The organism is Bradyrhizobium sp. SZCCHNS2022, assembly GCF_032377575.1.
Classification (GTDB): domain Bacteria; phylum Pseudomonadota; class Alphaproteobacteria; order Rhizobiales; family Xanthobacteraceae; genus Bradyrhizobium; species Bradyrhizobium aeschynomenes.
Genome location: NZ_JAUHHZ010000001.1, coordinates 4,292,190 through 4,308,294, shown reverse-complemented (window position 1 = coordinate 4,308,294; position 16,105 = coordinate 4,292,190). Strand labels below are relative to the sequence as shown.

Here is a 16,105-nt window from a genome sequence, read left to right as displayed (position 1 = left end):
GAAACGATCAGGCGACGCTCGGCAGCGGTGCGAGGAAGGCGAGGCCGGACAACAGCGCCGCGGGATCGTCGCCCCGGCGCACGGCACCCAGGATGTAACGGTCGGGGCGCATCAGCACGGCGTCGAAGCCGTGCTGATCGAGCCAGCCGTCGAGGCCGCCGGCTTCCTCGCCACAAAGTATGTTGACGTCAGCGGCCGTCAGGCTGGCATGATGCTGCTCGATCACTGCGGTCCCGAGTCCCGACCGGCACAGCAGCGCGAAGCGATAGCCGACACGGTCGTCGCTGCGGCCGTGATCACGGCTGCGGAATTGCGGCGCCAGCTTTCCCGTCATGCTGCGTTCGCCGCAGGCAAGGCCTGGGCCGAGTACTGGCTTCTGCACGTCGAGCTTGAGCTGGCCGTCGCGCTGTGCCGTGCCGGTCGCGAGCGCCGCCTCGACCGCCTTGGTGTTGATGAGCCCACCCAGCCGGATCGCGAGCTCGATGAACTCGCGCACATGCGGCGCGCGTTCGCTCTGATAGGTGTCGAGAAGATCAGGCGTTGCCTTGCCGGCGATCACATGAGCGAGCTTCCAGGCGAGGTTGGCTGCGTCGCGAATGCCGGCACACATGCCCTGGCCGAGGAAGGGCGGGGTCTGATGCGCGGAATCGCCTGCGAGCAGGAACCGTCCGCCGCGCCATTGCCGGGCCACCGCGGAGTGGAACGTGTAGACGGCGGCGCGTTCGATCTCGGCCTCTGTGGGCTGGAGCCAGCGCGAGAGCAGCTCCCAGACGCGCGCCGGCTGGACAATGTCGACCGCATCCTCGTCAGGATGAACCGTAATTTCCCAGCGTCGGCGGTTGCCGGTGCCGCGAATGTAGGTCGCGGGACGCCGCGGGTTGCAGTGCTGCACGCTGAAATCGCCGAGGTCCGGTCGTTCCTCTCTCAGCAGCACGTCGCAGACCAGCCAGCGCTCGTGAAACCCGAGATCGTCGAGCGCCGAGCCGATGAAGCGCCGCGCCAGCGAGCGCGCTCCGTCGCAGCCGACGACGTAGGCACAGGAGACGTCGACGAGCCGGCCGGTGGCGAGATCCTCATAGCGCACCCGGGCGCCGTCTTGGTCCTGCTCCAGCGCGAAGACATCGCAGCGCGTGCGCAACTCGACATGAGGCCAGCGCTCCAGGCCGCTGTTGAGCACGCCTTCGAGGTCCGGCTGATGGAAGCGATAGCTCAAATTCCAGCCCATCGCGGTCGGCTCGCTCGGACGCGGCCAGTCGAGCAGCAGCCGGCCCTCCACATCGACGAAGCGCATGCCGGGACTGAGAGTGAGGTGGGGCAGGATGGCGTCGGCGAGGCCGATGGTCTGGAACACGCGCATGCATTCGTCGTCGAAATGCACTGCGCGCGGCAGGTGATAGGTCTTGGCTTCGCGCTCCAGCACCAGGGTGCGGATGCCACACAGGCCGAGCAGATTGGCGAGCGTCGAGCCGACGGGCCCGCGACCGACAATCACGACGTCGAAGTTTTGGGAGTTTGCGGCCGTGTTGCTCATGGCCGCATCTGATCCGCAACCGCCTCGCAGCTTCAAGGCGCGGTCACCAACTGTCCGCCCAGCGGACGCTTAACGCTCGACGGGGATGGCGGCTGCGGCGTCGCGCAAGGGTGCCGCGTACTGGGCGATGGCCTCCTCCAGGGTCATGGCGGAGCGGATCCAGATGATCGAGATGCAGCCGAACACGACGTCGTCCCGCACGATCGGCACGGCGATCGACGACGTTTTCGGATTGAACTCGCCCTCGTCGCGGATCGCATAGCCGCGCCGAGCCGTTTCATTCATCATGCGTTGCAGCCGCTCGGGTGCCAGGAAGGTGACGTCCTCGGCATTCTCGATGCGTCGCAGATGGTTGATGATGAGGTCGCGCTCCGCGGGAGGGCAGGCGGCGAGATAGGCCCGGCCGGCCGAGGTCTGCAGCATCGGCAGCCGCTTGCCGATCATGCTGCGGTCGATCGAGAGCGGGCTGCGCGCATGCGTGGTCTCCTGGATGACCATCGCGCCGTTCTCGTAGGTCGACAGATCGACGGGCCACACCAGGGTGCGGCTGAGCTCGGCGAGATAGGGCGCTGCGGCCTGGCAGATGACGATGCCGGGATCATAGCCGTCGCCGAGGCTCAGCGCATGGCGCGTCACCCGGAAGCGGTCGTCACTGGCGCTGCGCGCGACATAGCCGAGCTCCTCCAGTGTTTCGAGCAGGCGATAGACCGTGGGCCGCGGCAGATCGAGCTGGCGTGCGACGTCGCCGGCGCGAATGCCGCCGGACCGATTGACCGCACGCAGCACGTCGAGGCCCCGCTTGAAGGCGCGGACACCCTCCGCAGGACGGGCGTGCGGAGATCGCGTCCGTTGCTTGGACACTTGGAAAATCCTCCCTGTTCTTCGTTTCCGTCCGCCGATACCGTCTTGAGAACGCGAGCCGGATGCAGGGGCACCAGTCTACTGCAGGACCGCGCGGAGCTGATACGAAATTTGGCCCGCGCCTTTCGGGAGAAAACACCATGGAAATCACGGCGCTCGGTTACGTCGGCATCAAGTCGTTCCAAACAGAGCAGTGGGGACGCATGGCGACCGAGCTGCTGGGGATGCAGCGCATCGATCGTGCGGCCGGGAAGCAGGCTTACCGCATGGACGACCGCAAGCAGCGGCTGATCGTCGACGGCAGCGATGATAGCGGACTCGCCGTCATGGGTTGGGAGGTCGGCGACGCCGCCGCGCTCGCGCGCCTCGCCGGCCGTCTCGAGAACAATGGCGTGAAGGTTATCAGCGGTTCGCAGGTGCTAGCCGACGAGCGTCATGTCACCGATCTGATCTGCTTTCAGGATCCCGCCGGCAACACCATCGAGGCGTTCTGGGGGGCGGCCGTCGCCGCCGATCCGTTCCGGCCGGGACGTCCGATCTCCGGCTTTCGCACTGGGCCGCTCGGCATGGGGCACGTCGTGCTCAACGTCGAGGAGGTCGAGCCGCTGCTGGCGTTCTATCGCGACCTGCTCGGCTTCCAGGTCTCCGACTTCGGCCTGACGCCTTACAAGCTCTATTTCTTCCACGTCAACGGCCGGCACCACAGCTTCGCGATGGTCGGCTCCGGCCGCCGGACGCTGCATCATTTCATGGTGGAGCTCGGCAGCCTCGACGACGTCGGCCAGGGCTACGACCTGGCGCAACTCGACGAAGGGCGCGTGGCCTACACGCTGGGTCGGCACACCAACGACCACATGACCTCGTTCTACGTCAACACGCCCTCCGGCTTCTTCATCGAATATGGCTGGGGCGGCCGGGTGATCGATCCCGCGACCTGGCAGCCGCACGAGACCTTCGACGGCCCGTCGCTGTGGGGACACGAGCGCTTGTACCTGCCGGATGAGCAGCGCAAGCGCATGCGCGACATGCGCCTGTCCGCCGCCGCACGCGGCGTCCGTGTGCCCGACCCCAGCGTTCCGCCGCTGAACTGCGCGTGGCTCGACGCGGTGATTGCGCAGGAATGAGCTAGGTTCTGTACTCATAAATGGATTCCGTTAGCTGACGGACGGTGATTCACTCCCCTTAGGTGATTTGGGGGGGTGAAATGGCGCGGTTTGACCTGAGCGATCGAGAATGGGCTTTGATCAAGCCCTTGCTGCCGAATAAGCCGCGCGGTGTCGGTCGGGTCGACGACCGGCGGGTTCTCAACGGCATCTTCTATGTGCTGCGGACAGGCTCGCCCTGGCGAGATCTTCCGGAACGCTATGGCCCTTACACGACGGTCTATAACCGCTTTAACCGCTGGGCCAAGGCAGGCGTTTGGGTCCAGATCTTCGAGGTGTTGGCAGCTCGCTCGCCGCAGTCGATGGCGCTGATCGACAGTTCTATCGTCCGCGCCCATCAGCACGCCGCTGGGGGTAAAAAGGGGGCGAGGATCACGCCATTGGCCGTTCTCGTGGAGGACTGAGCACCAAGATCAATGCGGTCGTCGACGAGAACGGACTGCCGGTCCGGCTGATGCTAACCCCGGGGCAGGCCCACGATCTGCGTGCTGCGCCATTTCTGCTCCAAGGGCTCAAATGCCGTGATGTTGTGGCCGACCGTGGTTACGACGCCGATGCCCTCCTGCACATGATCAGAGCCCACGGAGCTAGGGCTCATATTCCCTCCACCAGCCAGCGAGTGGTCCAACGCTCCGTCAGCCGCCGCATCTATCGCAAGCGAAATCTGGTTGAGCGCTTCTTCTGCAAGCTCAAGCATTTCAGGCGCATCGCGACCCGTTTCGACAAGCTCGCTCGCAACTTTCTCGCGGCAGTCGCACTCGGCTCAACCCGCCTCTGGGCCAGGGCTTATGAGTCCACGCCCTAGACCCGCGAGCTACACCGGAATCCGCACGCTCGCGCGCAGGCCGCCCATCGGGCTGTCGCCGAGCGTGATGTCGCCGCCGTGGGAGCGGGCGATGTCGCGGGCGATGGCGAGGCCGAGGCCGGTGCCGCCCTCGTCCTGGTTGCGCGCGTCGTCGAGGCGCAGGAACGGCTTGAACACCTCCTCGCGCATGGCGGCGGGAATGCCCGGGCCGTCATCGTCCACGGTGATGGTGAGATAGCGGTGGTCGCGATGGCCGGTGATGGCGATCGCGTCCGCATGGCGGGCGGCGTTGGAGACGAGATTGCCGAGACAGCGCTTCAGCGCCTGCGGCTTCACGGTGACCACCGGCAGGCCGTGGAACGACACCGTGGCGGAATGGCCGTTGCGCTCGGCGTCGCTGCGCAGCTCCTCCAGCGCGTTGGAGATGTCGGTCGGCTGCGCGATCTCGCCATTGTCGCCGCGCGCAAACGCCAGATAGTCCTCCAGCATGTGCGACATCTCGTCGACGTCCTTGCGCATCGCGTCGATCTCGGGACTGTCGCCGAGCAGCGCCAGCTCCAGCTTGAAGCGCGTCAGGATGGTGCGCAGATCGTGGCTGACGCCGGCCAGCATCGCGGTGCGCTGCTCGAGCGTGCGCTCGATGCGCGCCTTCATCTCCAGGAAGGCGTGCGCCGCGCGCCGCACCTCGCGCGCGCCGCGCGGCCGGAAGTTCGGCACCTCGCGGCCCTTGCCGAAACTCTCGGCGGCATCCGCAAGGCGCAGGATCGGCTTGATCTGGTTGCGCAGGAACAGCACCGAGACGATCAGCAGGATCGAGGACGTCCCGACCATCCAGAACAGGAAGATGTCGGTGTTCGACGCATAGGCCGCGCCGCGCTGCGCGAACACGCGCATCACGGCATCGTCCAGCGCGATGCGGATCTCGACCAGGTTGGAGCGGCCGACCGTGTCGATCCAGTAGGGGCGGCTGATCTGGCGGCCGATCTGGCTCGACAACGACTGGTCGAGCAGATTGAAGAACGGCTTCGGCCCGGGCGGCGGCATGTCGCCGGCGGGCAGGAAGTCGACCACGAGGTTGAGCCGCTGCTGCGCGATCCGGCGCAGCATGGTGCGGTCCTTGTCCTGCGGATAGCCCTTGTAGATGTCGATCAGCGCGGCCACGTCCTGCACCACGGCGGCGGAGAGGCGGCGCGTCACCGTGTTCCAATGCCGCTCCATGAACACGCCGGCGACCACCGTCTGCAGGATCACCATCGGCACGATCATGATCAGCAGCGCGCGGGCGTAGAGCCCGGTCGGCATCCAGCCCTTGAAGGCATTGCCGACGATGCTGTTGGCGCGCGACACGCGGCGCGAGGCGGTGCGGATGAAAGTGAGGCCGGTGTCGAGCGTGGTCATGTGCAAAAAGGGGTTTGCAGTTGCACGATCGCGCGCTGCGAAGTCGGTGCACTCTCTCCCCTTGTGGGAGAGGGTGGTTTCGAACGAAGTTCGAAACCGGGTGAGGGGGGATGCCTCCGCGATCTCATCTGCGGAGGCATACCCCTCACCCGGCTCGCATTTCGCTACGCTCATGCGATCCACCCTCTCCCACAAGGGGAGAGGGTGCACCGCGTAGGCCGCTGGATGTGTGCACAACTTTGTCGGCGAAGATGGAGCTTTGCCGTGATGCTCGCGTCGGATCATCACCCCGTCACCATCAGCCGGTAGCCGATGCCGCGCACGGCCTGCAGGAACAGCGGATTCGCGGGGTCGATCTCCAGCTTGCGGCGGAGGCGGTTGATCTGGACGTCGACGGCGCGCTCGTTGACGGTGCCGTTGCCGGTGAGTGCGCCGCGCGGCACGGTCTCGCCGCGGGCGGTGGCCAGGATGCGCAGCATCTCGCGCTCGCGGTCGGTGAGGTGGACGATCTCCTCGCCCTGTTTCAGCTCGCCGCGTGCCAGGTGATAGACGAACGGGCCGAATGCGATCTGCTCGACGACCTCCTCCGCCGGCGGCGGCGCGGCGCGCTTGAGGATGTTGCCGATGCGCAGCGCGAGCTCTCTGGGTTCGAAGGGTTTGGCCACGTAGTCGTCGGCGCCGAGCTGCAGGCCTTCGATGCGGCTTTCGGGCTCGGCGCGCGCGGTCAGCATCACGATCGGAACGGAGGATTGCGTGCGGATGAAGCGAGCGAGGTCGAAGCCGCTCTCGCCGGGCATCATCACGTCCAGAATCAGGAGATCGAAATGTAGTCCCGTCAGCTTGGCGCGGGCATCGCTCGCGCTCGCCGCCGTGGTGACGCGATAGCCTTCGCCGCGCAGGAAGCGCGACAAGAGATCGCGGATGCGGCGGTCGTCGTCGACGAGCAGGAGATGCGGCGCGTCGTCGGCCGGCGTCTGCGGCGGATGCGGTGCGATGGCTGTGATCGTCACGGTCACTCCTTGGCAGCGGCGGCGGGCGTCCTGAAGATGGCTTCCAGCACCTTGTCCGGATCGTCGCGATCGATCATCGCGCGCAGGAACTGCCGGACCTTCTCGGCGCCGGCCGGCCCGACCTGCTCCAGCGCGCGGTCGATGCGCGCGGTCTGCAGTCCGGCGAGCTTGGCCACCAGCGCCTCGCCCTTCGGCGTGGCGAAAAGAAGGCGCTGGCGCCGGTCATTGTTGCCGGTCTTCTGAACGATGTAGTCCTCGTCGAGCAGCTGCTTCAGCACGCGGCCGAGCGACTGCTTGGTGATGCGCAGCACGTCGAGGAGATCGGCGACCTTGAGGCCGGGATAGCGTGTGACGAAATGCATCACGCGATGATGCGCGCGGCCGAAGCCGAACGCCTCCAGCTCATGATCGGCGTCCCCGACGAAATCCCGGTAGGCGAAGAACAGAAGCTCGATGATGTCCCAGCGCAGCGGCTCGCCGGCCGTCGCGGAGGGCTCGGCCGCGCGCAGCTCGGGGCTCAACGTCGGAGACGAGAAATTTATGTCAGCCATATTGACGTTTCTGCGGTTCAATGTTACAAAACAATCGCCAGCTACGAAATTTTAGATCGTTTCATCGGCGGGCGATCGTCTCAAGACGTGTCTGGACGGGCCTAAAGCAACCCGGACGGGCAACCCTGGGCGACGGTACGAACAACCGTGTGATGTCGAGCGGCATTTCGGCAAACCATACTGGACTTCCGCCGGGCGCAAAAGCATGTCCTGTGGTGGCACGCTTGCCCGGCGACCGGCTCAACGGCCGGCCGCGGCAAGTCCGAAATTCAAAAGCCGACTGGCCCGAACGGACGGGTCGGCGCCAGAACTCGCGAATGGCGACCAGAGCGGGGGAAGCAAGGACATGACATTGACATTCGACATCAAGCCGACGACGAGCCCGACCTCCGACCAGGAGCGCGCCGCCAAGCTCGCCAACCCGGGCTTTGGCCGGGTGTTCACCGATCACATGGCCGTGGTCCAGTACAGCCAGGACAAGGGCTGGCACAGCGCCCGCGTCGAATCCCGCGCCAACTTCCCGCTCGATCCGGCCGCCGCCGTGCTGCACTACGCACAGGAGATCTTCGAGGGGCTGAAGGCCTATAAGCGCGACGATGGCGGCGTGAATCTGTTCCGTCCCGACGCCAACGCCAAGCGGTTCTGGAATTCGGCCGAGCGCATGGCGATGGCGCAGCTGCCTGAGAGCGTCTTCATCGAGGCGGTCGAGCAGCTCGTCCGGATCGACCGCGCCTGGATCCCGGGCGGCGAGGGCAGCCTGTATCTGCGCCCGTTCATGATCGCCAACGAGGTGTTCCTGGGCGTGAAGCCGTCGGCCGAATACATCTTCGCGGTCATCGCCTCGCCGGTCGGCTCCTATTTCAAGGGCGGCCCGGCCCCGGTCTCGATCTGGGTCTCCGAGAACTACACCCGCGCCGCGGTCGGCGGCACCGGCGGCGTCAAATGCGGCGGCAATTATGCTGCGAGCCTCAAGGCGCAGGCCGAGGCGATCGCGCATGGCTGCGATCAGGTCGTGTTCCTGGATGCGATCGAGCGCCGCTATGTCGAGGAGCTTGGCGGCATGAACGTGTTCTTCGTGTTCGACGACGGCTCGCTGTCGACGCCGCCGCTCGGCACCATCCTGCCCGGCATCACCCGCGACTCCATCATCAAGCTCGCCCGCGATGCCGGCCGCGAGGTGCGCGAGGAGGCGTATTCGATCGATCAGTGGCGGGCAGATGCCAAGAGCGGCAAGCTGAAGGAGGCGTTCGCCTGCGGCACCGCCGCGGTGATCTCGCCGATCGGCAAGGTGCGCTCGACGAGCGGCGATGTCCTGATCAACGGCGGCGATGCCGGCCCGGTCGCCATGGGCCTGCGCAAGCAGCTGGTCGACATCCAATACGGCCGCAGCCCGGATCCGCACAATTGGATCCGGGACGTGAAGTAGGGCAGCCCGCTGCTCCATTCGCCGTCATGCCCGGGCTTGTCCCGGGCATCCACGTCGCGCGGCATGAAAAGTCGTGGATGGCCGGGTCAAGCCCGGCCATGACGAGCCTGAAATCGTGCAGCTTCCCCGGGTTGTGACCCTGCGCCCCGGCTGCTACCAAAGCCAGCAACGCATTCCATCCCGTAGGGTGGGCCAAGGACCGCGCAAGCGGGCCGTGCCCACCGCTGCGATGTCATCCAGCCCATGGTGGGCCCGCTGCGCTTTGCCCACCCTACGGTCGAGTCCCATGTCCGACAAACCCAAGAAACCCCAGAAGCTGAAGGCGCGGCTGCCGCGCGGGCTCGAGGATCGCGGCCCCGCGGCGATCGCGGCGACGCGCGAAATGGTCGAGAAGATCCGCGTTGTCTATGAGCGCTACGGCTTCGAGCCGGTGGAGACGCCGGCGTTCGAGTACACCGACGCGCTCGGCAAGTTCCTGCCCGACCAGGACCGGCCGAACGAGGGCGTGTTCTCGTTCCAGGACGATGACGAGCAGTGGATCTCGCTGCGCTACGACCTCACCGCGCCGCTGGCGCGCTATGTCGGCGAGCGCTACGGCACTGATGGCCTGGTGCTGCCCTATCGTAGCTACCGCTCCGGCTACGTCTTCCGCAACGAGAAGCCCGGCCCCGGCCGCTTCCGCCAGTTCATGCAGTTCGATGCCGACACCGTCGGCTCCGCATCGCCGGCGGCGGATGCCGAGATGTGCATGATGGCGGCCGATACGCTGGAGGCGCTCGGCATTGCGCGTGGCGACTGTGCGATCAAGGTCAACAACCGCAAAGTTCTCGACGGCGTCATGGAGGCGATCGGCCTCGGCGGCGACGAGAACATCGGCCGCCGGCTAACGGTGCTGCGCGCGATCGACAAGCTCGACCGTCTAGGCGAGCGCGGCGTGCGCGAATTGCTCGGCGCCGGCCGCAAGGACGAGAGCGGCGACTTCACCAAGGGCGCCGGCCTCGACGAGACGCAGATCACCAAAATCGAGACCTTCGTGAATGCGCGCGCGCTGGTGGCGCCGCCGACGCTCGCCTATGCCGGCGACAAGGATGTCGCACAGCGCCTCGCGGGCGATGCCGATCGCAAGGAGAGCGAGTACGACGTCGCGCGCCGCATCGTCGACATGCTGCGCGAGACTTTTGCCGACTCGAAGCTCGCGGTCGAGGGCCTGAACGAGCTCGTCGAGATCGCGCGCCTGGTCGATGCCGCCGGCTATCACAGCCAGATCATGGTCGATCCCTCGGTGGTGCGCGGTCTTGAATACTACACGGGCCCGGTGTTCGAGGCGCAGCTGCTGGCCGCGATCCCGAACGAGAAGGGCCAGCCGGTGGTGTTCGGCTCGGTCGGCGGCGGCGGCCGCTATGACGGCCTCGTCTCGCGCTTCCGCGGCGAGCCGGTGCCGGCGACCGGCTTCTCGATCGGCGTGTCGCGGCTGCAGGCGGCGCTGACGCTGCTCGGCAAGCTCGACACGCGGCCGGCGTTCGGGCCGGTGGTCGTCACCGTGTTCGATCGCGACCGTGTCGCGGACTATCAGAAGATGGTCTCGACCCTGCGCAACCACGGCATCCGCGCCGAGCTCTATCTCGGCAACCCGAAGAACATGGGCAACCAGCTCAAATATGCCGACCGCCGCAACGCGCCCTGCGTCATCATCCAGGGCTCGGATGAGAAGGCCCGCGGCGAGGTGCAGATCAAGGATCTGATCGAGGGCGCCAGGGCCGCCGCCGCGATCGCCTCCAACCAGGAATGGCGCGAGAGCCGCCCGGCACAGGTCTCCGCCAAGGAGGACGAACTGGTCGCCGCCGTCCGCGAGGTGCTCGCGCGCCACGACGTGAGCTGGGGGTAAGGGGAAGATCGTCATGCGCGGGCTTGACCCGCGCATCCATCTCTTCGATCGATATCGTCGATGTCTGGAGATGGATTGCCGGCCCAAGCCCGGCAATGACGAGCAACTAATAACGAGATCACAACAGGAAACCGTCAATGCCCGAGATCACCGTGAACATGGCCGCCGGCCGCACCGACGAGCAGAAGGCCAACATGATGCGCGACATCACAAGAGCGCTGGTGACGCATCTCGGCGTCGATCCCGAAGCCGTCGTCATTCAGATCAACGAGGCGCCGCTGACGCACAAGATGAAGGGCGGTAAGACCTTCGTCGAGCGGCTGGCCGAGCAGAAGAAGTAGTTGATCGCCGTTACGCCGAAGCGAAGCCAATAGCATCTGTTTCGATCACCACCGCTGTCGTCCCGGCGAAAGCCGGGACCCATACCCCCTGGAAGCGGTTTGAGGCAGGCTGGTCATTGGCCTTTTGCCCATCAAGACCGCCGCGGCGTATGGCTCCCGGATCGGCGCTGCGCCGCGCTGTCGCGCGTCGCAGCTTGTCCGGGACGACGACTGAACTCGGAGCCACCATGGACGCACGTGACATCATCAAGCCGGGGATGCGCGCCGAGCGCCTGCTCGTGGTGCCGCCGGAGCGCACCGTCGGGCATTTCGTGCCGCATATGCCGATGGTCTATGCGACGCCGATGATGATCCTGGAGATGGAGATGACGTCGGGGGACGCCATCAACCCGGTGCTCCCGCCGGGCTGGGTCACGGTCGGCACCGAGGTCAATGTCCGCCACCTCGCGGCATCGCCGGTCGGCGCGACCATTCGCACGGTCGCCGAGGTGATCGAGGTCGAGCGCCGCGTCATCCGCTTCAGCGTCGAAGCCTATCATGGCGACGTGAAGATCGGCGACGGCCGTCACGGCCGCGGCCTGATCAATGTCGAGCAGTTCAAGAAGCGCTTCGCGGTGCCGTAACTTACCTTACTGGAGGGGACAGGCGGCGGACGAGGTTGCTTGCTGCGCAACGACCAGTCTTGCGTCAAACAAGCTTGTCATGCGCGGGCTTGACCCGCGCATCCATCTTCTCATCAGCCGGTCTTGCGAAGCGGATGGATTGCCGGGTCAAGCCCGGCAATGACGGCGGAGGGTGTGAGAGCTACTTCGCCAATTCCTTCGAGCGGGCCGTCGCGGCCGCCACGGCGCGCTCCAGCAGCGGCTGGAAGCCGTCCGTTCCCATCAGCACCGACAGCGCCGCCGCGGTGGTGCCGCCGGGCGAGGTGACGTTCTCGCGCAACGTCGCTGACGACAGCTCGGACTGGCGCAACAGTTCGCCGCCGCCCGACACCGTGTCGCGCGCGAGTCGCGTGGCCAGCGCCTCTGGCAGCCCGGCAGCGACGCCGGCGCGCGCGAGCTCCTCGGCGAGCAGGAAGACGTAAGCGGGGCCGGAGCCAGACACGGCGGTCACCGCATCCATCAGGGCCTCGTCATCGACCCATTCGACCGCGCCGGTGGCGCGCAACAGCGCGTCGGTCAGGGCGCGCTGGGCGGCGCTGACGTTGCCGGCCGGCACCGCCACGGTGATGCCGCGGCCGATCGCCGCCGGCGTGTTCGGCATCGCGCGCACGACCGCGCCGCCCACCACGTCCTGCAGGCTGGCGATCGTGGTGCCGGCCATGATCGACAGCACCAGCGTGCCGTCGTCGACCCACCGCTTCAGCGCCGGGCCGGCCTCGCGGAACATCTGCGGCTTGACGGCAAGGATGACGACTTCGGCCGGAGCGGCGTCAGCCGGATTGAGGCGGATCCCGCGGGCCACCAGTGCGGTGATCTCGGCCGACGGCATCGGCTCGATCACCACCACCCGCGCCGGATCGAGCCCGCCGGCCAGCCAGCCGGTCAGCATCGCCCCGCCCATCTTGCCGGCGCCGGCGAGGACGATCGTGCCGGTGGTGTTCTGGAGTTCGGATTTGGTCATCAAGCCACCACTTGTCATGGCCGGGCTTGACCCGGCCATCCATCGACAATGAGAAGCGGCTTTTTGAGGTGAGATGGATGCGCGGGTCAAGCCCGCGCATGACGAGAGGGGAGGCGGCTTACGCCTCCCCCGCCGTATCGAACAGCGCCGCCGCCATGGCATCCTGCGTCGACTTGCCGGCCCAGACCACGAACTGGAAGGCGGGGAAATAGCGCTCGCAGGCGTGGATGGCGCCGGCGAGCATGCTTTCGCATTGCGGGCCGGAGGCGGTGATGCCGCCGGGCAGCACCAGCGCCTGGCGGTGCATCACCATGCCGGTGTGGGTCCAGATGTCGAAATGGCCGAGCCAGAGCTGCTCGTTGATGGCCGCGATCAGCCGCTGCACCTCGGCGCGGCGGGCCTCCGGAATCTTCATGTCGAAGGCGCAGGCCAGATGCAGCGCCTCGATCTCGCCCATCCACGTGAAGGAGAGCTGATAGTCGGTCCACTGCCCCTTGGAAGCGATCGTGATCTCGTCCTCGCCGGAGCGCTCGAACATCCAATTGTTGTCGGACGCGATGTTCTCCACCACGCTCAAGGGATGATCTCCGGAATCGATAGTGCTTTCGAGCAGGGACATGCCGTCTCGACCTCGTCTTCTTGATCTCGTTGGTACTTACGCGGCGACCCGGCCCGCACCCTCTGGCGCTTCGAGACCCGGCTTGCAGTCCCGGAGGTACCCCGGGCGTGCGAGGACAAACTGATGTGATTTGCGGAATCTGCGCAACGGGGGGGTGAGTCCGTCCACAGCCAAACACCGCTTCGTCCACAACTCCTGTCCAGCCTGTGGAATCATGCCGTTTTGAGAACAAAACGGAATCGGATTCGCCGCAAACCGCCCGTCCAGGGCGATTTGGCCGCGGGAATGACGTCTGCGGCCGCATGGTGGCCCCTCGTAGCCTGCGGGCGTGAGGCCTTGCCGCAGCGGCGGAGCCCCTGCATAGTCCGTTCGGGCCGTCCAGCCGGGCGGCTCATGTTCTCAGGGCGGGGCGAAATTCCCCACCGGCGGTAAGCGGTCTCGGTCGAGAGCGCGAGCCCGCGAGCGCCTTCTCTGGCAGGCCTGATCTGGAGAATTCCGTACTCCCGATCGCGTCGGCAAGGGAAGGGTCAGCAGATTCGGTGCGATTCCGAAGCCGACGGTCACAGTCCGGATGAAAGAGAACGGGTCCCGGCACCCTGCGCACTCAGCGCGGGGGCGTCGTCGTTCCGTGTGCCCTGATTCTGGTCTCTATCGAGGACAACCATGAATCAGATGCTGCAAGACACCATCGACACCACCACCGATATCGCCACTGAAGCCGCGCCGCCGGCGGACACGCCGGCTGCATCCCCGCCTGACGACTCGCCCCCGGCGCCGTCGCATCCGCGCTTCGCCAAGCCGCAGCGGGTCGCCTTCGTCCAGTCGGCCTGGCATCGCGACGTCGTCGCGGAATGCCGGATCGCGTTTCTGGACGAGATCGAGGCACGCCACATTCAGCGCGACCGGGTCGACATCTTCGAGGTGCCCGGCTCGTTCGAGATCCCGCTGCATGCGCAACTGCTCGCCAAGACGCGGCGCTATACCGCGATCGTTGCGGCCGGCCTCGTCGTCGATGGCGGCATCTATCGCCACGAGTTCGTCTCCGACGCCGTCATCAAGGCGTTGATGGACGTGCAGCTGCGCACCGAGGTGCCGGTGTTCTCCGCCGTGCTGACGCCACAGCAATTCCACGAGACGCAGGCGCATTTCGAGTTCTTCAGGAAGCATTTTGCAACCAAGGGCGTCGAGGTGGCCACCGCCTGCGCGGAGACCTTGCTGAGCCTGGAGCGCCTGCGCAGCCAGGTGGCGGCGGGGATCATCTGAGGCTGACGATGTGTGGCCGGTTAAGCCGGCCGCACATGGTTCAGTGTTGGAAGCCAAGGTCTCGCCGCGACGGCAGCCTGCTCCCCTCCCCCTTGCGGGGAGGGGTTGGGGGTGGGGGTCTCCGGGCGCTGAAGTTCATGAGACCCACTTCCGCCATTATGCTTTCTCCGAGTCGAGGCTCATCATTGTGAGCGGAATGCACCGCCTTCGCGGCGGGAGCTCGAATCCCAATTTCGCTGAGGACCGGGAGGTGGCGCCCACACCCGCCCGCAACCCAGCGACATCACGCCCCCTCGCGCTCCCCGCCTTGTGTTGTCATTCCCCGCTCGCCCCCTGTAAAATCTTTGCGGGAGGAGGCTGGCCCGTGGCGACGGGCGGCCGGCAAGGATGATCGAAGGATACGATCCTTATCTCGTCGCGCTCTCGGTCGTGATCGCGAGCCTGGGTGGCTATACCGGATTCAGTCTCACCGCGCGCATTCGCAGCGGGCCGGGGACCAGTCCGCGCGTGTTGCTGTCCGGGGCCGCGGGCATTCTCGCGGTCGGCATCTGGACCATGCATTTCGTGGGCATGATGGCCGCGCCGCTGCCGGCGGACGCCGTGTATCTGGTGCTGCCGACCATCATCTCCTTCCTGATCTGCGCGCTGGTCGTGGGCATCTCCCTGTTCTTCGTCAGCATCGGCGATCCCTCACCGCAGCGTGTCGTGCCCTCGGCGCTGCTGCTCGGCGCCGGCATCGCCAGCATGCATTATGTCGGCATGCACGGCCTCGCCGGCCGGTTCGGGCTGACGCACGATCCGCTGCTGGTCGCGCTGTCGGTCGCGATCGCGATCGTCGCCGCCTATGGCGGCCTGCGCATCTTCCTGGCGCGGCAGGACGGCCTGCGGCTCGCCATCAGCGCGCTCGCCTTCGGCATCGCCGTCTCCGGCATGCATTACACGGCGATGCTGGGCATGCATGTCGTGCCGGCCGGCGAGGGCCATCAGCATGCCGCCGCGGGGCTTGCTGCGTCGCCGCAGGTGCTGGCGATCGTCGTGGCTGTGCTGTGCTTCGTCGTGGCCGCAGGCTTCCTGCTGTCGCTCGTGCCCGACGCGCGACGCGCGGTGGAGCCGGCCACCGTGCCGCCCGTGATTGCCCCCGGCCTAGCGCCGGAGCCGGCCGCGCCGCGGCAACCCGTTGCCGTCGCTTCCTCCGATGCGCTCGAAAGCGCTCCTCCCACACGTATCAAGGCCGCGCCGCTGGGCGGCATCGGCCAGCCGCCGCGCATCGCGGCAGTGCGGCTGCCGCTCGAAGGCGCCAACGGCACCCATTTCATCGACGCCGGGGATGTCCGCAGCGTCCGCGCCGATGCGCACTATACGAGAGTGCACGACGGCACCCGCGAGCGGATGTGCCCGTGGTCGATCTCCGAGGCCGAGGCGCAGCTCGATCCCGGCCGTTTCATCCGGGTGCATCGCAGTCACATCGTCGCGATCGAGCATGTGACCTTCGTCGGCAAGGAAGGCGAGGGCGCCATCATCGAGCTCGACGGGCCGTCGAAGCCGCGCGTGCCGGTGAGCCGCGCCAAGGTCGCCGAGGTCAAGGCGCGACTCGGGTTGCGTCGGCCGGCGTGATCTCACACAGTCACT

14 protein-coding genes, 1 pseudogene and 1 riboswitch are annotated in these 16,105 nt (G+C 66.7%); of the genes and pseudogenes, 8 read left to right on the top strand and 7 right to left on the bottom strand.

Annotation, left to right across the window (positions count from 1 at the left end):
* Positions 1 to 7: 7 nt before the first annotated feature.
* A complete protein-coding gene (locus tag QXZ94_RS19350; RefSeq protein WP_315721755.1) occupies positions 8 to 1,531 on the bottom strand; it encodes a bifunctional 3-(3-hydroxy-phenyl)propionate/3-hydroxycinnamic acid hydroxylase in 1,524 nt (507 codons plus the stop codon).
* A 69-nt stretch (positions 1,532 to 1,600) separates the two neighbouring features.
* The gene (locus QXZ94_RS19345) at positions 1,601 to 2,392 is read right to left on the bottom strand and encodes a DNA-binding transcriptional regulator (protein ID WP_315721754.1); all 792 of its coding nucleotides are present in this window, start codon (positions 2,390 to 2,392) and stop codon (positions 1,601 to 1,603) included.
* A gap of 140 nt (positions 2,393 to 2,532) precedes the next feature.
* On the opposite strand from QXZ94_RS19345, the gene QXZ94_RS19340 reads away from it, so the two are divergent.
* Both QXZ94_RS19340 and QXZ94_RS19335 read left to right on the top strand, forming a co-directional pair.
* Positions 2,533 to 3,516, top strand: coding sequence for a VOC family protein (locus QXZ94_RS19340; protein WP_315721753.1), 984 nt, complete (start codon positions 2,533 to 2,535; stop codon positions 3,514 to 3,516).
* Positions 3,517 to 3,596: 80 nt separating this feature from the next.
* A protein-coding gene (locus tag QXZ94_RS19335) for an IS5 family transposase (RefSeq protein ID WP_315719298.1) occupies positions 3,597 to 4,360 on the top strand; the annotation gives its coding sequence in 2 pieces (ribosomal slippage) (positions 3,597 to 3,932 and positions 3,935 to 4,360; 762 coding nt in all).
* 9 nt (positions 4,361 to 4,369) lie between these two features.
* On the opposite strand, the gene QXZ94_RS19330 is transcribed toward QXZ94_RS19335, so the two are convergent.
* From QXZ94_RS19330 to QXZ94_RS19320, 3 genes are all read right to left on the bottom strand, one after another.
* Positions 4,370 to 5,758 (bottom strand): ATP-binding protein, encoded by a 1,389-nt coding sequence (locus QXZ94_RS19330; protein ID WP_315721752.1) that lies wholly within the window; start codon positions 5,756 to 5,758, stop codon positions 4,370 to 4,372.
* Positions 5,759 to 6,042: 284 nt separating this feature from the next.
* Complete coding sequence (locus tag QXZ94_RS19325) at positions 6,043 to 6,774, bottom strand: response regulator (RefSeq protein WP_172112428.1); 732 nt, start codon at positions 6,772 to 6,774, stop codon at positions 6,043 to 6,045.
* On the bottom strand, positions 6,771 to 7,319 hold the full coding sequence (locus QXZ94_RS19320) for a MarR family winged helix-turn-helix transcriptional regulator (RefSeq protein WP_315721751.1): 549 nt from the start codon (positions 7,317 to 7,319) through the stop codon (positions 6,771 to 6,773). The genes QXZ94_RS19325 and QXZ94_RS19320 overlap by 4 nt, the downstream gene beginning before the upstream one ends.
* Positions 7,320 to 7,665: 346 nt before the next feature.
* Here QXZ94_RS19320 and QXZ94_RS19315 point away from each other — a divergent pair, with 346 nt between their 5' ends.
* From QXZ94_RS19315 to QXZ94_RS19300, 4 genes and pseudogenes are all read left to right on the top strand, one after another.
* Entirely contained in the window at positions 7,666 to 8,745 is a 1,080-nt protein-coding gene (locus QXZ94_RS19315; RefSeq protein WP_315721750.1) for a branched-chain amino acid aminotransferase, read from the top strand.
* A gap of 229 nt (positions 8,746 to 8,974) precedes the next feature.
* The gene (hisS, locus tag QXZ94_RS19310; RefSeq protein ID WP_409998802.1) at positions 8,975 to 10,630 is read left to right on the top strand and encodes a histidine--tRNA ligase; all 1,656 of its coding nucleotides are present in this window, start codon (positions 8,975 to 8,977) and stop codon (positions 10,628 to 10,630) included.
* A 134-nt stretch (positions 10,631 to 10,764) separates the two neighbouring features.
* A pseudogene (locus QXZ94_RS19305) lies at positions 10,765 to 10,971 on the top strand (tautomerase family protein); the annotation flags it as partial.
* Positions 10,972 to 11,198: 227 nt separating this feature from the next.
* The gene (locus QXZ94_RS19300) at positions 11,199 to 11,594 is read left to right on the top strand and encodes a thioesterase family protein (protein ID WP_315721747.1); all 396 of its coding nucleotides are present in this window, start codon (positions 11,199 to 11,201) and stop codon (positions 11,592 to 11,594) included.
* Between the two features lie 181 nt (positions 11,595 to 11,775).
* On the opposite strand, the gene proC is transcribed toward QXZ94_RS19300, so the two are convergent.
* The gene (gene proC / locus QXZ94_RS19295; RefSeq protein WP_315721746.1) at positions 11,776 to 12,594 is read right to left on the bottom strand and encodes a pyrroline-5-carboxylate reductase; all 819 of its coding nucleotides are present in this window, start codon (positions 12,592 to 12,594) and stop codon (positions 11,776 to 11,778) included.
* A gap of 118 nt (positions 12,595 to 12,712) precedes the next feature.
* Positions 12,713 to 13,213 (bottom strand): YbjN domain-containing protein, encoded by a 501-nt coding sequence (locus QXZ94_RS19290; RefSeq protein ID WP_172112422.1) that lies wholly within the window; start codon positions 13,211 to 13,213, stop codon positions 12,713 to 12,715.
* 391 nt (positions 13,214 to 13,604) lie between these two features.
* Positions 13,605 to 13,800, top strand: a riboswitch (FMN riboswitch).
* A gap of 76 nt (positions 13,801 to 13,876) precedes the next feature.
* Between QXZ94_RS19290 and QXZ94_RS19285 the strand changes: the two genes are divergently transcribed.
* Together QXZ94_RS19285 and QXZ94_RS19280 are read left to right on the top strand one after the other, a co-directional pair.
* Positions 13,877 to 14,476, top strand: a complete 600-nt coding sequence (locus tag QXZ94_RS19285; RefSeq protein ID WP_315721745.1) for a 6,7-dimethyl-8-ribityllumazine synthase — start codon at positions 13,877 to 13,879, stop codon at positions 14,474 to 14,476.
* A gap of 387 nt (positions 14,477 to 14,863) precedes the next feature.
* Entirely contained in the window at positions 14,864 to 16,090 is a 1,227-nt protein-coding gene (locus QXZ94_RS19280) for an MHYT domain-containing protein (RefSeq protein ID WP_315721743.1), read from the top strand.
* Positions 16,091 to 16,105 lie beyond the last annotated feature (15 nt).